This is a genomic window from Pseudomonas tructae, from assembly GCF_004214895.1.
Taxonomy (GTDB): domain Bacteria; phylum Pseudomonadota; class Gammaproteobacteria; order Pseudomonadales; family Pseudomonadaceae; genus Aquipseudomonas; species Aquipseudomonas tructae.
Map to the genome: position 1 here is coordinate 579,003 of NZ_CP035952.1, position 16,467 is coordinate 595,469.

Annotated in this window: 13 protein-coding genes; 7 read left to right on the forward strand and 6 right to left on the reverse strand. The window is 62.6% G+C overall.

Annotated features, from left to right (window positions below; genetic code table 11):
- The first annotated feature begins 31 nt into the window (after positions 1–31).
- Complete coding sequence (locus EXN22_RS02690) at positions 32–550, forward strand: dihydrofolate reductase (protein ID WP_130262387.1); 519 nt, start codon at positions 32–34, stop codon at positions 548–550.
- 101 nt (positions 551–651) lie between these two features.
- Here EXN22_RS02690 and EXN22_RS02695 read toward each other — a convergent pair whose 3' ends face one another.
- Entirely contained in the window at positions 652–2,043 is a 1,392-nt protein-coding gene (locus EXN22_RS02695) for an L-cystine transporter (protein ID WP_130262389.1), read from the reverse strand.
- A 715-nt stretch (positions 2,044–2,758) separates the two neighbouring features.
- Between EXN22_RS02695 and EXN22_RS02700 the strand changes: the two genes are divergently transcribed.
- The 3 genes from EXN22_RS02700 to EXN22_RS02710 all read left to right on the forward strand — a co-directional run bounded on the left by EXN22_RS02700 (position 2,759) and on the right by EXN22_RS02710 (position 6,802).
- Positions 2,759–3,292, forward strand: coding sequence for an RNA polymerase sigma factor (locus EXN22_RS02700; protein WP_130262391.1), 534 nt, complete (start codon positions 2,759–2,761; stop codon positions 3,290–3,292).
- Between the two features lie 29 nt (positions 3,293–3,321).
- The gene (locus EXN22_RS02705) at positions 3,322–4,266 is read left to right on the forward strand and encodes a FecR family protein (protein WP_130262392.1); all 945 of its coding nucleotides are present in this window, start codon (positions 3,322–3,324) and stop codon (positions 4,264–4,266) included.
- A gap of 130 nt (positions 4,267–4,396) precedes the next feature.
- Positions 4,397–6,802: a TonB-dependent siderophore receptor gene (locus EXN22_RS02710; protein ID WP_130262394.1), complete on the forward strand. Its 2,406-nt coding sequence runs from the start codon at positions 4,397–4,399 to the stop codon at positions 6,800–6,802.
- A 69-nt stretch (positions 6,803–6,871) separates the two neighbouring features.
- Here EXN22_RS02710 and ilvD read toward each other — a convergent pair whose 3' ends face one another.
- Positions 6,872–8,713, reverse strand: coding sequence for a dihydroxy-acid dehydratase (ilvD, locus tag EXN22_RS02715; protein ID WP_130262396.1), 1,842 nt, complete (start codon positions 8,711–8,713; stop codon positions 6,872–6,874).
- Positions 8,714–9,028: 315 nt separating this feature from the next.
- Here ilvD and EXN22_RS02720 point away from each other — a divergent pair, with 315 nt between their 5' ends.
- Positions 9,029–10,702, forward strand: coding sequence for a DUF4153 domain-containing protein (locus tag EXN22_RS02720; protein WP_130262398.1), 1,674 nt, complete (start codon positions 9,029–9,031; stop codon positions 10,700–10,702).
- Positions 10,703–10,813: 111 nt separating this feature from the next.
- Here EXN22_RS02720 and EXN22_RS02725 read toward each other — a convergent pair whose 3' ends face one another.
- Entirely contained in the window at positions 10,814–12,010 is a 1,197-nt protein-coding gene (locus tag EXN22_RS02725; RefSeq protein WP_130262400.1) for a class I SAM-dependent rRNA methyltransferase, read from the reverse strand.
- Between the two features lie 154 nt (positions 12,011–12,164).
- Here EXN22_RS02725 and EXN22_RS02730 point away from each other — a divergent pair, with 154 nt between their 5' ends.
- The gene (locus EXN22_RS02730; protein WP_130262402.1) at positions 12,165–13,031 is read left to right on the forward strand and encodes an HDOD domain-containing protein; all 867 of its coding nucleotides are present in this window, start codon (positions 12,165–12,167) and stop codon (positions 13,029–13,031) included.
- Between the two features lie 3 nt (positions 13,032–13,034).
- A complete protein-coding gene (mutM, locus tag EXN22_RS02735) occupies positions 13,035–13,847 on the forward strand; it encodes a bifunctional DNA-formamidopyrimidine glycosylase/DNA-(apurinic or apyrimidinic site) lyase (RefSeq protein ID WP_130262404.1) in 813 nt (270 codons plus the stop codon).
- A gap of 6 nt (positions 13,848–13,853) precedes the next feature.
- Here the strand turns inward: mutM and ggt are convergent, their stop codons facing one another.
- The 3 genes from ggt to coaD all read right to left on the reverse strand — a co-directional run bounded on the left by ggt (position 13,854) and on the right by coaD (position 16,381).
- The gene (gene ggt / locus EXN22_RS02740) at positions 13,854–15,542 is read right to left on the reverse strand and encodes a gamma-glutamyltransferase (RefSeq protein WP_130262406.1); all 1,689 of its coding nucleotides are present in this window, start codon (positions 15,540–15,542) and stop codon (positions 13,854–13,856) included.
- The gene (locus tag EXN22_RS02745; RefSeq protein ID WP_045201878.1) at positions 15,542–15,793 is read right to left on the reverse strand and encodes a YfhL family 4Fe-4S dicluster ferredoxin; all 252 of its coding nucleotides are present in this window, start codon (positions 15,791–15,793) and stop codon (positions 15,542–15,544) included. Before EXN22_RS02745 ends, ggt begins: the two co-directional genes overlap by 1 nt.
- A gap of 108 nt (positions 15,794–15,901) precedes the next feature.
- Positions 15,902–16,381, reverse strand: coding sequence for a pantetheine-phosphate adenylyltransferase (gene coaD / locus EXN22_RS02750; protein WP_130262408.1), 480 nt, complete (start codon positions 16,379–16,381; stop codon positions 15,902–15,904).
- Positions 16,382–16,467: the final 86 nt, after the last annotated feature.

Genomic DNA, 16,467 nt, shown 5'->3' on the forward strand with positions numbered 1-16,467 from the left:
TCGAAGATCGGGCTTTGCTATCCTCGCCGGCATGAAAACATCACTTCCCCTCAGCCTGATCGCGGCCCTCGCCGAGAACCGCGTGATCGGCATCGACAACAGCATGCCCTGGCACCTGCCGGGGGATTTCAAGTATTTCAAGGCCACCACTTTGGGCAAGCCGATCATCATGGGTCGCAAGACCTGGGATTCGCTGGGCCGGCCGCTACCGGGGCGCTTGAACCTGGTGGTCAGCCGCCAGCCGGGCCTGCAGCTTGAAGGCGCCGAGGTGTTCGCCTCGCTCGATGAGGCGATGGTGCGTGCCGAGCAATGGGCGCTTGAGCAGGGCGTCGATGAGCTGATGCTGATTGGCGGTGCGCAGTTGTACACCCAGGCCATCGAGCGAGGCCTGGCGGATCGGCTGTACCTGACGCGGGTGGAACTGAGCCCGGAAGGGGATGCGTGGTTTCCGCGGTTTGATGAGGCGCAGTGGACGTTGGCGTCGAGCCAGGAGAATCCGGCTGAGGGCGACAAGCCGGCGTATCACTTCGAGGTCTGGGAAAAGGCCTGAAAAGCATCGCGGGGCAAGTCGGGTCGCCGCATCGCCGCTCCCACAGGTTTAGATAATCCCTGTAGGAGCGGGCTTGCCCCGCGATGAACTTCCCGAAAATCTCAGGAATGCGTCAGTTGCGCATGCTCCTGCGCATCCAGCACTGACTTGTCGGTCTGCTGGAGCATCTGGCTGGTAATCGCCCCCGCAGCCATCGCGCCGTTCACGTTCAACGCGGTACGGCCCATGTCGATCAGTGGCTCGACCGAGATCAGCAAGGCCACCAGCTCCACCGGCAAGCCCATGGCCGGCAGCACGATCAGCGCAGCGAAGGTCGCACCGCCGCCCACACCGGCAACACCTGCCGAACTCAGGGTGACGATCGCCACCAGGGTGGCAATCCACAGCGGATCAAACGGGTCGATACCCACCGCTGGCGCCACCATCACCGCCAGCATGGCCGGGTACAAGCCGGCACAACCGTTCTGGCCAATGGTTGCACCGAACGATGCAGCGAAGCTTGCGATCGACTGTGGAATACCCAGGCGCAGGGTTTGTGCCTCGATGCTCAGCGGGATGCTCGCCGCGCTGGAGCGGCTGGTGAAGGCGAAGCTCAGCACCGGCCAGACTTTGCGGAAGAAGCGCAGCGGGTTCACGCCGCTCAGTGCCAGCAACACGCCATGCACCACGAACATCAGGCCCAGGCCCAGGTACGACACCACCACGAAGCTACCGAGCTTGAGGATGTCGTCCAGGTTCGAGCTGGCCACCATCTTGGTCATCAGCGCGAGCACGCCATAAGGGGTGAGCTTCATCACCAGACGCACCAGGCGCATCACCCAGGCTTGCAGGGTATCGATGGCGGCCAGGGCGCGGTTGCCTTTTTCTGCGTCATCCTTGAGCAGTTGCAGGGCAGCCAAGCCCAGGAACACGGCGAAGATCACCACGCTGATGATCGAGGTCGGCTTGGCTCGGGCCAGGTCGGCTACCGGGTTGCTGGGGATGAACGACAGCAGCAGTTGCGGGATATTCAGGTCGCTGACCTTGCCCACGTAGTCGCTCTGGATCGCCGCCATGCGCGCGGTTTCGGCGGTGCCGGCGACCAGGCCCTCGGCGGTCAGGCCGAACAGGTTGGTCAGGACGATGCCGATCAGCGCGGCAATCGCCGTGGTGAACAGCAGGGTGCCGATGGTCAGGAAGCTGATCTTGCCCAACGACGAAGCGTTGTGCAGGCGCGCGACAGCGCTGAGGATCGAGGCGAAGATCAGCGGCATGACGATCATCTGCAGCAACTGCACATAACCGTTGCCGACCAGGTCGAGCCAGCTGATGGTCGCCTTGAGCACCGGGTTGCCCGCGCCATAAATGGCATGCAGGGCGGCGCCGAACAGCACGCCGAGGATCAGCCCGACCAGGACCTTCTTGGCCAGGCTCCAGTTGCCATGACGGGTTTGTGCCAGGCCCAGCAGCAAGGCCAGGAACGCCAGCAGATTGAGAGACAACGGCAGATTCATTGAAGCTCCAGGAAAAAAAGGCGGGGCATCGCCTCTGTGTGCGATTACGAACAGAAATGCTAACAGCATGAAAACCAACGAATTTATATCGAAATGGAATTTAGATAGTCGTTTTTGGAATAACGGAAGGTCGCAAACAGAATGCTCGTGGCCGCTCGCACTCTCGCCATGCACCAAGGCTGACAACACCGTTCTCACAGGCCATGGCACGTTGCAGCAAATGTGGGAGCGGGCTTGACCCGCGATGCGCCGCGCGGGCGGCGCTCGATCTCAAGGACGCCACAACCCCTACGGCGTACACCTACTGGCCCTCACCTCATCTCAAGCCCCACACCTCACCGTCATCACGCAATTGCAAGATGTGTAGTGGTTCAGAGGTACAGGCTTTGAGATGGGGTAAAGCCTGCCAGGTGTATGTCGTAAGGTTTTTTGCGCTCTTAAGATCGAGCGCCGCCCGCGCGGCGCATCGCGGGTCAAGCCCGCTCCCACATTTGTTGCAACGTACCATGGCCTGTGAGATCGGCGTTGTCAGCCTGGTGCCAGGTGAGAGTGCGTGTCGAGGCCAAAAAGCCTAGCGGCTAACATGCAATCGCGAGGTGTGTAGATACCTATGCCGCGATGAAACCCCACCGCTCACAAAATAGATATCAATTGCGAATCTATCTCATCTTCTGCTAGCGTGCGCTCACCTTGAGGTCCATCGCCAGGAAGTACCGTGTCTTCGTGGAATACGCAGATTGCCCGCTTGTTCGCCGAGCACAAGAAAGCGCTGGAAGCCTTTGTTGCGCGCCGTACCGGCAATGCTCAGGTGGCAGCCGACCTGACCCAGGAATCATTCCTGCGCCTGGCGCGGTTGCCTGCCGACAAGAAGATCGACAATCTGCCGGCCTTCCTCTTCACCATTGCCAGCAACCTGGTGCGTGACCATCAGCGTCAATCCATTCGCCGCGAGCGCCTCGACGGCGGCGAACCCAGCGAGGAGCTGGCCTGCGAAACGCCCGGTGCCGACGAGCAATTGTCTGTGCTGCAGGAGCAAGCCCTGATGCACGAGGCCATTCAAGCCTTGCCCGAGGCGACCCGCGATATCTTCCTGCTTTATCATGTCGACGAATGTTCCTACCGGGAAATTGGCGAACGGCTGCACATTTCCCCGCGTAGTGTCGAATACCAATTGCGCCGTGCGCTGATCGAATGTCGGGCCTTCATCAAGGCGCGGCTGTTCAGCGGCACGCCGGGGCCGCGTCCATGAAGCGGCTATTTGCAGCGACGGATACCCCGATGACCGACCCTCATGCCACGGACGCCGACGATGTGTTCGACCAAGCCAGTGGCTGGTACTACCGCCTGCAGGCTGACGACGTCACGGCCGAGGAGCGCGAGGCGTTCACAGCCTGGCTGGCCAAAGGGCCGGCCCAGGCTCAGGCCTGGGACGAGGTGCTTGGCCTGCTGGGTGCCTTGCGTGAGTCGGCGCGGCAGATTCGCCAGGCCCAGCACGCGCGCTGGCGCCGGCCACGGCGGCAGCTCTGGGCCAGTGCTGCGGCCGTGCTGTTGATGATTGGTTTGCTGGCGTTAAGCCCCTGGCCGGACCGCTGGCGCGCCGACTATGCCACCGCCACCGGGGAGTCGCGCAGCATCGCCCTGGCAGACGGTTCGCAACTTCAGCTCAACACCGACACGGCCCTGCAGGTCGAGCTGGCCGATGGCGAGCGACGGGTGCGCTTGTTACGTGGCGAGGCCTGGTTCGAGGTCAGCCGTGACCCGGCAAGGCCGTTTGTGATTCGCTCCGGTGATGGCTGGGTCAAGGTTGTCGGTACGCGCTTCAGCGTCGCCCGGCAAGGCGAGCAAACCCGCGTGCGAGTGGCCCAGGGCAAGGTCCAGGTCAGCGCCGACAACCAGCAGTCCGTGCTGCTCGAACCTGGCCGCGCCGTCGAGTACCGCGGCGCTCAGTTGAGTCGCGAGCATGCCTTCGATGTGGCCGCTGAGTTCGCCTGGCGCCAACGCCAGTTGGTGTTCCGCGAGCAGCCGCTGGCCGAGGTGGTCGATGCCCTTAACCGATACTGGCCGGGGCAGACCCTGGTGCTGGGCGAGCGCCTGCGCCAGCGCAAGGTCTCGGGGGTCTTCGAGATCGACAAGCCTGATGCCGTGCTCAGGGCCTTGACCCACACCTTGGGCTTGCACGCCGAGCATTACACGCCGTACCTGCGGGTATTGCGCGAAGGTTGAAAAATTTCTTACAAAAGTTTCAGGGTTTCCCCGTCAGCAGACGTCCTTGATCTCGTAGGCGCAAATAATAAGCACTCTCAGATAGTGCGGCGCCACTCTACGACTTCGATGATTCTGGGGAGCACCACTGATGGAAAACACCACTGCCACCCGGCGCCTGCCCGGCCTGCCGACCCTGTTGAGCCTGGCCATTGCCCTGGGCTGCGGCACCTTGGCGATGCCGACCCTGGCCGCACCTGCCGCGCAAGCGCAGGTCTATCGCTTCGAGATCCCGGCGCAATCGCTGGATGCGGCGCTGGCAGCCTTCAGCGCGGTGACCCGGGTGCAGGTGCTGGTCGGTGCCGAGGTGACCCAGGGCCTGCGCTCCCCAGGCTTGAATGGCAGTTATCCACAGGACCAAGCCCTGGCCAGGCTGTTGGCCGGCACTGGCCTGAGCGCAAGCTACATCGACCGCGACAGCGTGACCCTGGAAAAACGCCAGGGCAAAGACGACGCGTTGCAGTTGGGGGCGACCATGGTCGGCGGCAAGGTGCTCGGCGCCACCACCGAAGGGAGCCAGTCCTACACCACGGGCGCGCTGACCATCGGCAAGGGCGAACAGAAGCTCAAGGATATTCCGCAGTCGGTGTCGGTCGTTACTCGTCAGCGCATGGACGACCAGAACATGAACAGCCTGCAGGACGCCATGCGTCAGGTCACCGGGGCAACTATCAAGAGCTACAACTCCGGCTCCAGCCTCAATGACGTGTACGTGCGCGGCTTTCTGGTCGACCAGGTGCAGGTCGACGGCGTTTCGCAAATGACCGGCCAGGGCGACCTGATGACCAGCTTCGACCTGGCGATGTTCGACCGGGTCGAAGTGTTGCGCGGGCCCTCCGGCCTGTATCAGGGCGCCGGTGAACCCGGCGGCACCATCAACCTGGTGCGCAAGCGCGCCCTCGGCCAATTCGCCCTCAGTGGCGAGCTGTCGGCAGGCTCCTATGATCACTACCATTCGACCGTGGACATCACCGGCCCGCTCAACAGCGACGGCAGCCTGCGCGGGCGCTTTGTCACTGCCTATGAAGACAATAAATCCTTCGTCGATTACGCCCAGAACGAGCGGCCGATGGTCTACGGCCGGCTTGAGTACGACGTGACCCCGGACACCACCCTGTCGTTGGGCGGCGCCTATCAGAAGAACCATTCCACCCCCGCCTTCGGCTTGCCGGCCTATGCCAACGGCAAGCTGCTGGACGTGAAACGCTCGACCTTTGTCGACGCCAAGTGGAACGAGCTGGACGAGCATGTGTGGGAAAGCTTCTTCGAGGCCGATCACACCCTGGACAACGGTGGCCAGTTCAAGACCTCGCTGACCTACCGCGACGCGGAAACCCCGACCCGCAACTTCACCTGGAGCGACGGCGCGGTAGACCCGGCCACGGGTGCCAGTTCGGCGGTGGCTTACTCCTACTACACCCACATCAAGACGCTGGGCCTGGACAGCTTCGTGACCTTGCCGGTGGAAGCCTTCGGTCGTACCCACGAATTGACCGTGGGCGCCGAGTACCAGCACCTGGACAAGGACTTCACCTACGGCGGCGGTGAATACTTCGACACCAATGTCTTTGACCCGGGCAGCATCAATATCCCCAAGCAGAAGTACGAGATGGACAACGGCAACTGGTCCAAGTCGCACCAGTACGGCCTTTATGCCCGCACCAAGATCAGCGCCACCGACTGGCTGGACGTGATCCTCGGCAGCCGGGTGACCTGGTTCGATAGCGAAGCGCACAACGCCAACGCCTTCTTCAACAACTTCAGCAACACCGAGACCAACATCAACCGCAAGGTCATCCCTTACGCGGCGCTGATCGCCAAGCTGACCCCGGAACTGTCGGCCTATGCCAGCTACACCAGCGTGTTCAAGCCGCAGACCGATGTCGACAGCGGGGGCCAGACCATTGCGCCGCGCAAAGGCAAACAGTACGAAATCGGCCTCAAGCGCGAGTTCTTCGATGGCCGTTTGAACGGCAGCGTGGCGCTGTTTCGCATCTATGACGAAAACCGTGCCGAGCTTGTGGCCAACAGTCAGTACTACGAGCCCCAGGGCAAGATTCGCAGCCAGGGCTGGGAAACCGAGCTGAGCGGCAACCTTACCGACAACTGGAGCATCAGCACCGGTTATGCCTTCACCATGCTCAAGTCGCTGAGCGGCGAGGACACCAACCAGGGCACCACCATCACGCCCAAGCACAACTTCAACCTGTGGACGAACTACGAGTTTACCGACGGGCCACTGAAGGACTTCAGCGTGGGGGGTGGGGTGCGTGCGGTGAGTGCCACGTACTACAAGCGTGACGTGGATTTTGTTCAGGGCGGTTATGCCCTTACCACAGCTCAGGTTGGGTACAAGTTCAACGACAACCTGTCGGCGAAGCTGACGGCCAACAACCTGTTTGATCGGACCTACTATGAGCGCGTGGACAGTTCGTGGGGGTCGAACTTCTATGGCGAGCCGCGCAACCTGACGTTGACCTTGCGCGCCAAGTACTGAGTTGAGGCTATCGCGGGGCAAGCCCGCTCCTACAAAACTGTAGGAGCGGGCTTGCCCCGCGATTTTTACTTACAGCCCGTCCAGCAGCGCCTTGTTGCGCACCGCGCCCTTGTCGGCACTGGTGGCCAGCAGGGCATAGGCCTTGAGCGCAGTGGTCACTTTACGTGGTCGCACTTCCACCGGCTTCCAGCCTTTCTTGTCCTGCTCGACACGCCGCGCCGCCAGCTCTTCATCGCTGACCAAGAGGTTGATCGAGCGGTTGGGGATGTCGATCAGCACCTTGTCACCATCCTGCACCAGGCCGATAGCGCCGCCGGCAGCCGCTTCAGGTGACGCGTGGCCGATCGACAGGCCCGAGGTGCCACCCGAGAAGCGACCGTCAGTGAGCAAGGCGCAGGCTTTGCCCAGGCCTTTGGACTTGAGGTACGAGGTCGGGTAGAGCATCTCTTGCATGCCCGGGCCGCCTTTGGGGCCTTCGTAGCGGATGATGACGATGTCGCCAGCTTTCACTTCGTCAGCAAGGATGCCGCGTACGGCGCTGTCCTGGCTTTCGAAGATCTTGGCGTTGCCTTCGAAGACGTGGATCGACTCGTCGACGCCGGCGGTTTTCACCACACAACCGTCCAGGGCGATGTTGCCGTACAGCACCGCCAGGCCGCCTTCTTGCGAGTAGGCGTGCTCGACGCTGCGGATGCAGCCATTCTCACGGTCGTCGTCCAGGGTTTCCCAGCGGGTCGACTGGCTGAACGCGGTCTGGGTCGGGATGCCCGCGGGGCCGGCCTTGAAGAAGTGGTGAACCGCTTCATCGCTGGTCTGGGTGATGTCCCACTTGGCGATGGCTTCTTCCATGCTCGGGCTGTGCACGGTCGGCAGGTCGGTGTGCAGCAGGCCGCCGCGGGCCAGCGAGCCGAGAATGCTGAAGATGCCGCCGGCGCGGTGGACGTCTTCCATGTGGTACTTCTGGATGTTCGGCGCCACCTTGCACAGTTGCGGCACTTTGCGCGACAGGCGATCGATGTCGCGCAGGTCGAAGTCGATCTCGGCTTCCTGGGCGGCAGCCAGCAGGTGCAAGATGGTGTTGGTCGAACCGCCCATGGCGATGTCGAGCATCATGGCGTTCTCGAACGCCTTGAAGTTGGCGATGTTGCGCGGCAGCACGCTCTGGTCGTTGTCACCGTAGAAGCGCTTGCACAGCTCGACGATGGTACGGCCAGCCTGCAGGAACAGTTGCTCGCGGTCGCTGTGGGTGGCCAGGGTCGAACCGTTGCCCGGCAGGGCCAGGCCTAGGGCTTCGGTCAGGCAGTTCATCGAGTTGGCGGTGAACATGCCTGAGCACGAACCACAGGTCGGGCAGGCGCTGCGTTCGTACTCGGCGACCTTTTCGTCGCTGGCGGTGGAGTCGGCGGCAATCACCATGGCATCGACCAGGTCCAGGCCGTGGCTGGCCAGTTTGGTCTTACCGGCTTCCATCGGCCCACCGGAGACGAAGATCACCGGGATGTTAAGGCGCAGGGCAGCCATCAGCATGCCGGGGGTGATCTTGTCGCAGTTGGAAATACAGACGATGGCGTCGGCGCAGTGGGCGTTGACCATGTACTCGACCGAGTCGGCAATGATCTCGCGGCTTGGCAGCGAATAGAGCATGCCGTCATGGCCCATGGCGATGCCGTCGTCGACCGCGATGGTGTTGAATTCCTTGGCCACGCCACCGGCGCGCTCGATCTCGCGGGCTACCAACTGGCCCAGGTCCTTCAGGTGCACATGGCCCGGGACGAACTGGGTGAAGGAGTTGGCGATGGCGATGATCGGTTTCTTGAAATCTTCGTCCTTCATCCCGGTGGCACGCCAGAGGGCGCGGGCGCCGGCCATATTGCGGCCGTGGGTGGACGTTTTCGAGCGGTAATCAGGCATGAAGCACTCCTGGCGGCTAATCAGGTAACAAAAAGGGGAGTGAGCTTCTCTTGTCCTTTGCACCGAAGGCAGGTGGCCGCTGGTACGGATGAAGCCGAGGACGCCGCGGGATCGCCGTGCGCTCGGCCAGAGCTCATAAACCCGCCGGGGATGACTGGCGATGAATAGCCCGATTCTACACCGCTGCGGCCTTGAGGGAATGGCGTTGTGATAATTGGCCGTTGGCGCAGCCCGCAAGGTAAAGGCCTTGGCGTCGATGGGCCGGCTTTGGTTAGACTTGCGCGCCTCGCACCCCACTGGCCAAAAGGATTTGCAATGCCTGCGACAAGTCGATCTTTACTGTTTTACCTGGCCATCGGCCTGATACAGGGCCTGGTGTTCCTCTTCGCCAGGCACATCCAAATCGATATCGCCGGGCTGCCATTCGGCCTCTGCTCTGCGGTGCTGGTGGCCGGGGTCAACCTGCAACTGCTCGGCAGCGCGGTACTGCAACGCGGTACGGGCTGGCTGGTACTGGGCCTGACCCTGCTGATTGGCTTTATCAGCAGCTGGACCTTCAGCCAGGACACCCTGGGCTGGGTCTGGCAAAGCTCGTGGCTGGCTGCGGTTGTCCTTGCTTATATCTGCACCGCCTTCATTCTCAGCTGGCCAACCCGCGAAGGGCTGCGGCCGCGTTATGAAGACTTGTTCCGGCATGCCTGGAACAACGTCTTCATTGTCCTCCTGGCGTTGCTGTTTACCTTGTTGTTCTGGCTGCTGCTGTGGCTGTGTGGGCGTTTGTTCCTGATGCTCGGCATCCCCCAGGTCGAAGACGTGCTGACTTCGGCCCCCGTGTTGCGTATCGGGCTGGCAGTGGTGTTCTCCTTGGGCATGCGCATGGGCCTTGAGAACGAAAAGGTCATCGGCCTGCTGCGCGGCGTCTTGCTGACCCTGTGCCGGGTGCTGCTGCCGCTCAGTGCACTGATCGCCGTATTGTTCAGCTTGGCCCTGCCATTTACCGGGCTGCAGCCAGTTTGGAACACTGGCTATTCGACCACCATTCTGTTGTTGCTGGTGGCGACCAATCTGTTTTTGCTCAACGGCGTGTTCCAGGATGGCCATCAGGCCAATCCCTATCCGGGCGTGCTCAAGCGTCTGGTCGAGGCCTGCCTGCTGTGCTTGCCGGTGCTGGTAGCACTCGCTGCCTACTCAAGCTGGTTGCGGGTCGATCAATACGGCCTGACGCCTGAGCGCATCCTCGCCCTGCTGTTGATCGGCGTGATGCAGGTACATAGCCTGGCCGCACTCTGGGCGGTGTTCGCATCGCGCCAGGGCTGGCTGCACAGCTTGCGGGTGAGCAACCCGTGGATTGCCCTGCTCAGTGCGGTGCTTGTGGTGCTGTTCTACACGCCACTGTTGAACCCTCTGCAGATCAGTGCGAACAACCAGGTCGAGCGCCTGCTTAGCGGGCGCACCGCGATCCAGGAATTCGATGCCAGAACCTTGTACCACCGCCTTGGCAAGCCGGGACGCGAGGCGTTCAAGGCGCTGGAAGCGCGGCTCAAAACGGATGAGCTGTTCGACGCACAAGGTCGGGAAAAGCTGCTGGGGATCATGGATGAAGCCCATGTCCGGTATGCCGAAGACACTCGCGGCCCGAAACTCGAATGGCTGGGGCCTGAGCAACCTGGCAGCGAGGCGTTCGCCCAAATGGTCATGGCCCAGAGCCAGTGCGGCGGCAGGGGGTGCTTTCTGTGGGGGGTGGACATGGACGGCGACGGGCGCAACGAAGTGCTGATGATCCCGCGGCATACCTATGCGTCGAGCGTTTTCCTGTTTGCCCGTGAGGGCGAGGGTGAGTGGCGCGAGGTCGGTAGTCTGCACAGCATTCGCGATAACACCGAGCGACTGGTTCAATTGATCCGCAATGGGCAGATGAAACCGGTGATGCCGCGTTACAAGACGCTGACCCTCGATGGCGACGATTTGACCTGGCAGCCTAACCGCTAGCGCATAGCACACTGCTTGGCCAAGTGGGAGCGAGCTTGCCTCGCGATGTGCTGTGACTGGCACACAGCCATCGCGGGTCAAGCCCGCTCCCACCAAGGCAGGCCGAACGCCTTAGCTGTTCGGCAGCAAGCGGCAGGTGATGCTCTTGATGTAGCGGGTTTCCGGGATCGCCGGATGGACCGGGTGATCCGGGCCCTGGCCGCCGCGTTCGAGCAGTTGGATGTTGCGGTCCAGGTGGCGGGCGCTGGTCAGCAGGATATTCTGCAGATCGTCTTCGGGCAGATGCATCGAGCAGGATGCACTGACCAGGATGCCGTCCTTGGTCAGCAGGCGCATGGCCTGTTCGTTGAGGCGACGGTAAGCGCCTTCGCCGTTTTTCAGGTCTTTCTTGCGCTTGATGAATGCGGGCGGGTCGGCCACGATCACGTCAAAGCGCTCTTCGGAAGCCTTGAGCTCTTTCAGGGCTTCGAACACGTCGCCTTCGATGCAGGTCAGCTTTTCAGCGATGCCGTTGAGACCGGCGTTACGCTCGACGCCGTCCAGGGCAAAGCCGGAGGCATCGACGCAGAACACTTCGCTGGCGCCAAAGGCACCGGCCTGCACGCCCCAGCCACCGATGTAGCTGAACAGGTCGAGCACGCGCTTGCCCTTGACGTACGGCGCCAGGCGCGCGCGGTTCATGCGGTGGTCGTAGAACCAGCCGGTCTTCTGGCCTTCCATCACCGGGGCTTCGAACTTCACGCCGTTCTCTTCCAGGGCAACCCATTCCGGCACCAGGCCGAATACGGTTTCAACGTAACGACCCAGGCCTTCGGCATCGCGCGCGGCCGAATCATTCTTGAACAGAATGCCGGTTGGCTTGAGCACCTGGACCAGCGCAGCAATCACGTCATCCTTGTGTTGCTCCATGGTCGCCGAAGCGAGCTGGACCACCAGAATGTCGCCGAAGCGATCGACCACCAGGCCCGGCAGCAAGTCGGAGTCGCCGTACACCAGGCGGTAGAACGGCTTGTCGAACAGGCGCTCGCGCAGCGACAGGGCAACGTTGATGCGGTGCACCAGCAGCGATTTATCCAGCGCAAGCTTGGCGTCGCGCGACAGCAGGCGGGCGCAGATCAGGTTGTTCGGGCTCATGGCGACGACGCCCAGGGCCTTGCCGCCAGCCGTTTCGAGGATCGCCTGGTCACCGGCCTTGAAGCCATGCAGCGGGGTCGCGGCGACGTCGATTTCGTTGCTGTAGACCCACAGGTGGCCGGCGCGCAGGCGGCGGTCGGCATTGGCTTTGAGACGAAGGCTGGGCAGGGACATGACGTCGCTCCGGGAAAAAAGAGCGGGATTATAACCCGATGCCCGGCGCCTCGATGGGGAATAGCGACAAATTGCAACAGAGCGATGGCCTTTCGCTTCCCCCCTGGCCAGCATGATCGGGTTAGAATCGCCGCTTAGCCCCGAGTGTGTACTTATGTCCCAGGAACTCTCCGCCGAACAGATCCAGGATGCCCTGCAGGGCATCAGCGTACCGCCGCAGCCGCAGATCATGGTTGACCTGCAGTTCGAACAATACATGCCCGACCCTGACCTGGAAGTGATCGCCAAGCTGATCTCCCAGGACCCGGGCCTGTCCGGTGCGTTGCTCAAACTGGTCAACTCGCCGTACTACGGCCTGAGCAACAAGATTGCTTCGATCCAGCGCGCGGTGAACCTGCTCGGCAGTCGCTCGATCATCAACCTGATCAACGCCCAGTCGATCAAGGGCGAGATGAGCGATGACACCATCGTCACCCTCAACCGCTTCTGGGACACCGCCCAGGACGTGGCCATGACCTGCCTGACGCTGGCCAAGCGCATCGGCTCGCAGGCGGTGGACGAGGCCTATGCCCTGGGCCTGTTCCACGATTGCGGTGTGCCGTTGATGCTCAAGCGCTTCCCTGACTATATGGGTGTGCTCGAGGATGCCTACGCCAATGCCAGTGCTGAGCAGCGTGTGGTCGACACCGAGAACCAGAAGTTCAACACCAACCACGCGGTGGTCGGTTACTACACCGCCAAGTCCTGGCGCCTGCCGGAACACCTTAGCAACGCCATTGCCAACCATCACAACGCCCTGGCGGTGTTCAGCGATGACTCGGCGCGCAACAGCCAGCTGAAAAACCTCCTGGCGATCCTGAAGATGGCCGAGCACATCTGCGCCTCGTACCGTGTACTGGGCAACCAGAGCGTCGACCACGAATGGAATACCGTCGGGCACCTGGTACTCGATTATGTCGGCCTGTCCGAGTATGACTTCGAGAACCTCAAGCAGACCATTCGCGAACTGGGTAGCCACTGATCCATGCCGGAATTGCCAGAAGTCGAAACCACCCGACGCGGTATCGCGCCGTACCTGGAAGGCCAGCGGGTCAGTCGGGTGATCGTGCGCGACCGGCGCTTGCGTTGGCCAATCCCGGAGGATCTCGACATTCGCCTGTCTGGGCAGCGCTTCGTCAAGATCGAGCGGCGGGCCAAGTACCTGCTGCTCAATGCCGAGGTCGGTACCCTGATCAGCCACCTGGGCATGTCCGGCAACCTGCGCCTGGTCGAGATCGGCTTGCCGGCGGCCAAGCATGAGCATGTGGACATTGAACTGGAGTCGGGGCTGGCCCTGCGTTACACCGACCCACGACGCTTCGGCGCGATGCTCTGGAGCCTCGATCCGCTCAATCATGAGCTGTTGATCAAGCTCGGCCCGGAACCGTTGACTGACCTGTTCGACGGCGAACGCCTGTTTCAGCTGTCACGTGGCCGCTCCATGGCGGTCAAACCGTTCATCATGGACAACGCGGTGGTGGTTGGGGTCGGCAACATCTATGCGACCGAGGCGTTGTTCGCTGCGGGCATCGATCCGCGTCGCGAGGCCGGGAGTATCTCGCGGGCGCGCTACCTGAAGCTTGCGATCGAGATCAAACGCATCCTGGCCTGCGCCATCGAGCGTGGCGGCACGACCTTGCGCGACTTTATCGGCGGCGACGGCCAGCCGGGCTACTTCCAGCAGGAGCTGTTTGTGTACGGGCGAGGGGAAGAGCCGTGCAAGGTCTGCGGCAGCATCCTGCGCGAGGTCAAGCTCGGCCAGCGAGCCAGCGTCTTCTGCCTGCGCTGCCAGAAGTGACAGTGCTCAGCGCGGGCTGAGCACTTGCGCGGCGCCCACGCCGCGAGGGTCACTGGCGGCTTCCAGGGTTTGCCCGGCCTTGTCCCAGTACAACACTTGCTGATTGCCGTAGGTTCGCCCCAGGTCCTTGAGCAGGTAGCCGCGCGCTTGCAGCTCGCGCTGTTGCTCGGGGCTGAAAGCGCCGGGTTCGTGCTCGACCACATCGGGCAGGTACTGGTGGTGAAAGCGCGGTACGGCTGGCCAGTCGGCAACCGGCTTGCCCTCGAGAAAGCCCATCATCGATAACAGCACCATGCTCGGAATTCGGCTGCCGCCCGGGGTGCCGAAGGCGGCGAACTGGGTCGGGCTCTCGATGAAGCTGGGGCTCATGCTCGACAGCGGGCGCTTGCCGGCGGCCACGGCGTTGGCCTGGCTGCCGGCCAGGCCGTAACTGTTACTGCCACGCGGGTCGGCGGCAAAGTCATCCATTTCGTTGTTCAGCACCACGCCGGTGCCCGGCGCGCTGAAGGCAGCGCCAAACGGCAGGTTGACCGAAAGCGTCGCGGCCACGGCATTGCCGTCGGCGTCGATCACCGCAAAGTGGGTGGTGTGATCGCCTTCGCGCCAGGCCGGGGCAGGCGGCAGGCTGCTACTGGGGGTGGCCTGATGCACGTCGATGCTGTCGGCCAGGGCCGTCAGGTAATTTCGCGCAAGCAACTGTGGAATCGGGTTGGCCACATAATCCGGATCGCCAAGCAGGCCGCGGTCGCGGTAGGCACGGCGCAACACTTCCAGCACGTAATGGCTGCGCTGCACAGGCTCAGCAGTTTGCCAGGGCAGGCGCTGCAGCATCGCCAGGCTCTGGGCCAGGGCCACGCCACCGGCCGAGGGCGGCGGGGCGCTGATCAGTTCGCGCTGGCCGGCCAGTGGGTAGCGCAGTGGCTCGCGTTTGGCGGTGCGGTAGTTGGCCAGGTCGTCCAGGCTCCAGATACCACCGGCAGCCTGTACGCCCTGAACCATGGCCTGAGCGGTAGGGCCGCTATAAAAACCGTCGTGGCCTTCCTTGGCGATGCGCTCAAGGGTAATGGCCAACTGAGGCTGGCGGATTTGCGCGCCAAGGGCTGGTACTTCACCGTTGATCAGGAACAGCCGGGCGCTTTCCGGATCGTCGCGCAGCGCACTCAAGCGCATTTGCGCGCGGTCGCGGTAAACGCGGTCGACAGCAAAGCCCTGGTTGGCCAGGCGAATGGCCGGGGCCAGGGTGCTTTTGAGCGGCAGCTTGCCGTATTCGGCGGCAAGATCGGCCAGCGCTGCCGGCAAGCCGGGAATCGCCGCGGCCAGCGGACCATTGATCGACAGCCCCGGCTGGACCTTGCCGTCCTTGAGGTACATGGCTTCGCTGGCCTTGCCAGGCGCGCGCTCACGGGCATCGATGAAGGCGTAGCGCGCCGGCGTATCGCCTTCGCGCAGCAGGAAGAAGCCGCCGCCGCCAAGGCCCGAGCCGTAAGGCTCGACTACCGCCAGCGCGGCGCTGACGGCAATCGCGGCATCAAAGGCGTTACCGCCCTGTTCGAGGATTTCCTGCGCTGCAGCCGTCGCTTGGGCATGCGGAGTGGCAATGGCTGCGCGCCCCGGGCCTTGTGCCTGGGCGCAGGCTGCCGCCAGCGCCAGGGCGGCGCCAAGCAGCAGCGGAGCAAACCGGGCGACGAACGGCATCAGGCCTTGCCGGTGATTCGGCGGTATTTTTCCATCAGCTGCGCTTCGCTTTCCGGATGGGCTTCATCCAGAGGGATGCAGTCTACCGGGCAGACTTGCTGGCACTGCGGCTCGTCGTAATGGCCGACGCACTGGGTGCACAGGTTGGGGTCGATCACGTAGATCTCTTCGCCTTGAGAGATCGCAGCGTTCGGACACTCGGGTTCGCAGACGTCGCAATTGATGCAATCGTCGGTGATGATCAGGGACATGGGGACTCCGGCCAGGGCTCAGCACCCGGGCATTTGAAAACCAATGGGCATAATTGTGCCGCATTAGCGCCCGCAGTGCACGCGGGCGCCTTGGTCAAATCGCCGATGTCACTTCTTGAAGCGTTCGGTCAGGGCGTCGGCCACCACGGGGTGGACGAATTTGGTGATGTCGCCACCCAGCGCCGCGATTTCCCGGACCAGGGTCGAGGAGATGAACGAATAGCGCTCCGAAGGCGTAAGGAACAGGCTTTCGACGTCGGGGGCCAGTTGCCGGTTCATGTTCGCCAGCTGGAATTCGTACTCGAAGTCCGAGACCGCGCGCAGGCCGCGCAGGAACACATTGGCCTGTTGTTCCTTGGCAAAATGCGCCAGCAAGGTGGAGAAGCCGATGACTTCGACATTGGGCAGGTGCTTGGTGACCTCACGAGCCAGTTCTACCCGTTGTTCCAGCGGGAACAGTGGGTTTTTCTTCGGGCTGGCGGCGACCGCAATGATCACCTGGTCGAACAGCCGTGAGGCACGCTCGACCAGATCGCCATGGCCCTTGGTAATAGGGTCGAAAGTACCTGGGTACAACACTCGGTTCATCGCGTCGTCCTGGCAGGAGTGCGTTGGGGAGTCGGATGGTATCGCAGCAGTGGCGGTCGGCCAAGTCGCCCGTCCACGCTGAAGGC

Excerpts from the sequence above, each read along its gene's own strand:
- EXN22_RS02690 (WP_130262387.1), top strand. The coding sequence starts at position 32 with ATGAAAACATCACTTCCCCTCAGCCTGATCGCGGCCCTCGCCGAGAAC.
- EXN22_RS02695 (WP_130262389.1), bottom strand. The coding sequence starts at position 2,043 with ATGAATCTGCCGTTGTCTCTCAATCTGCTGGCGTTCCTGGCCTTGCTG.
- EXN22_RS02705 (WP_130262392.1), top strand. The coding sequence starts at position 3,322 with ATGACCGACCCTCATGCCACGGACGCCGACGATGTGTTCGACCAAGCC.
- EXN22_RS02710 (WP_130262394.1), top strand. The coding sequence starts at position 4,397 with ATGGAAAACACCACTGCCACCCGGCGCCTGCCCGGCCTGCCGACCCTG.
- ilvD (WP_130262396.1), bottom strand. The coding sequence starts at position 8,713 with ATGCCTGATTACCGCTCGAAAACGTCCACCCACGGCCGCAATATGGCC.
- EXN22_RS02720 (WP_130262398.1), top strand. The coding sequence starts at position 9,029 with ATGCCTGCGACAAGTCGATCTTTACTGTTTTACCTGGCCATCGGCCTG.
- EXN22_RS02725 (WP_130262400.1), bottom strand. The coding sequence starts at position 12,010 with ATGTCCCTGCCCAGCCTTCGTCTCAAAGCCAATGCCGACCGCCGCCTG.
- EXN22_RS02730 (WP_130262402.1), top strand. The coding sequence starts at position 12,165 with ATGTCCCAGGAACTCTCCGCCGAACAGATCCAGGATGCCCTGCAGGGC.
- mutM (WP_130262404.1), top strand. The coding sequence starts at position 13,035 with ATGCCGGAATTGCCAGAAGTCGAAACCACCCGACGCGGTATCGCGCCG.
- ggt (WP_130262406.1), bottom strand. The coding sequence starts at position 15,542 with ATGCCGTTCGTCGCCCGGTTTGCTCCGCTGCTGCTTGGCGCCGCCCTG.
- EXN22_RS02745 (WP_045201878.1), bottom strand. The coding sequence starts at position 15,793 with ATGTCCCTGATCATCACCGACGATTGCATCAATTGCGACGTCTGCGAA.
- coaD (WP_130262408.1), bottom strand. The coding sequence starts at position 16,381 with ATGAACCGAGTGTTGTACCCAGGTACTTTCGACCCTATTACCAAGGGC.